Source organism: Halomonas sp. ND22Bw (assembly GCF_003011945.1).
In the GTDB taxonomy this organism is placed as follows: Bacteria; Pseudomonadota; Gammaproteobacteria; order Pseudomonadales; family Halomonadaceae; genus Halomonas; species Halomonas halophila.
Genome location: NZ_PXWD01000658.1, coordinates 1 through 280, shown reverse-complemented (window position 1 = coordinate 280; position 280 = coordinate 1). Strand labels below are relative to the sequence as shown.

Genomic DNA, 280 nt, shown 5'->3' with positions numbered 1-280 from the left:
ATAGCAGAAGCCTGGGATATCATTCCATTTGCTCAAGTAATAAGAGGTTCTATGTTAGTAACCCAGTCAATTCTTAGAAAATATATAATATTACCTTTATTTATAATAGTAAAAAATATTAGCCGTCTATTATTACTCCAATTTCCCGAGTGGTCTGAGGATATAAAGGAGTGGAATAGAGAAATGCATGTTAAATGCACCTATAATGGTGTTCAATTATCAGAAAAAGAATTTCCTAAAAACTGGTTAGCAGACGGTGTTCAGATAAAGATACTATTTC

General features: G+C 31.8%; 1 protein-coding gene. It reads left to right on the top strand.

Annotation, left to right across the window (positions count from 1 at the left end; genetic code table 11):
• On the top strand, window positions 1–280 hold a 280-nt coding region (locus CVH10_RS25470), incomplete at both ends, for a hypothetical protein (protein WP_146143137.1).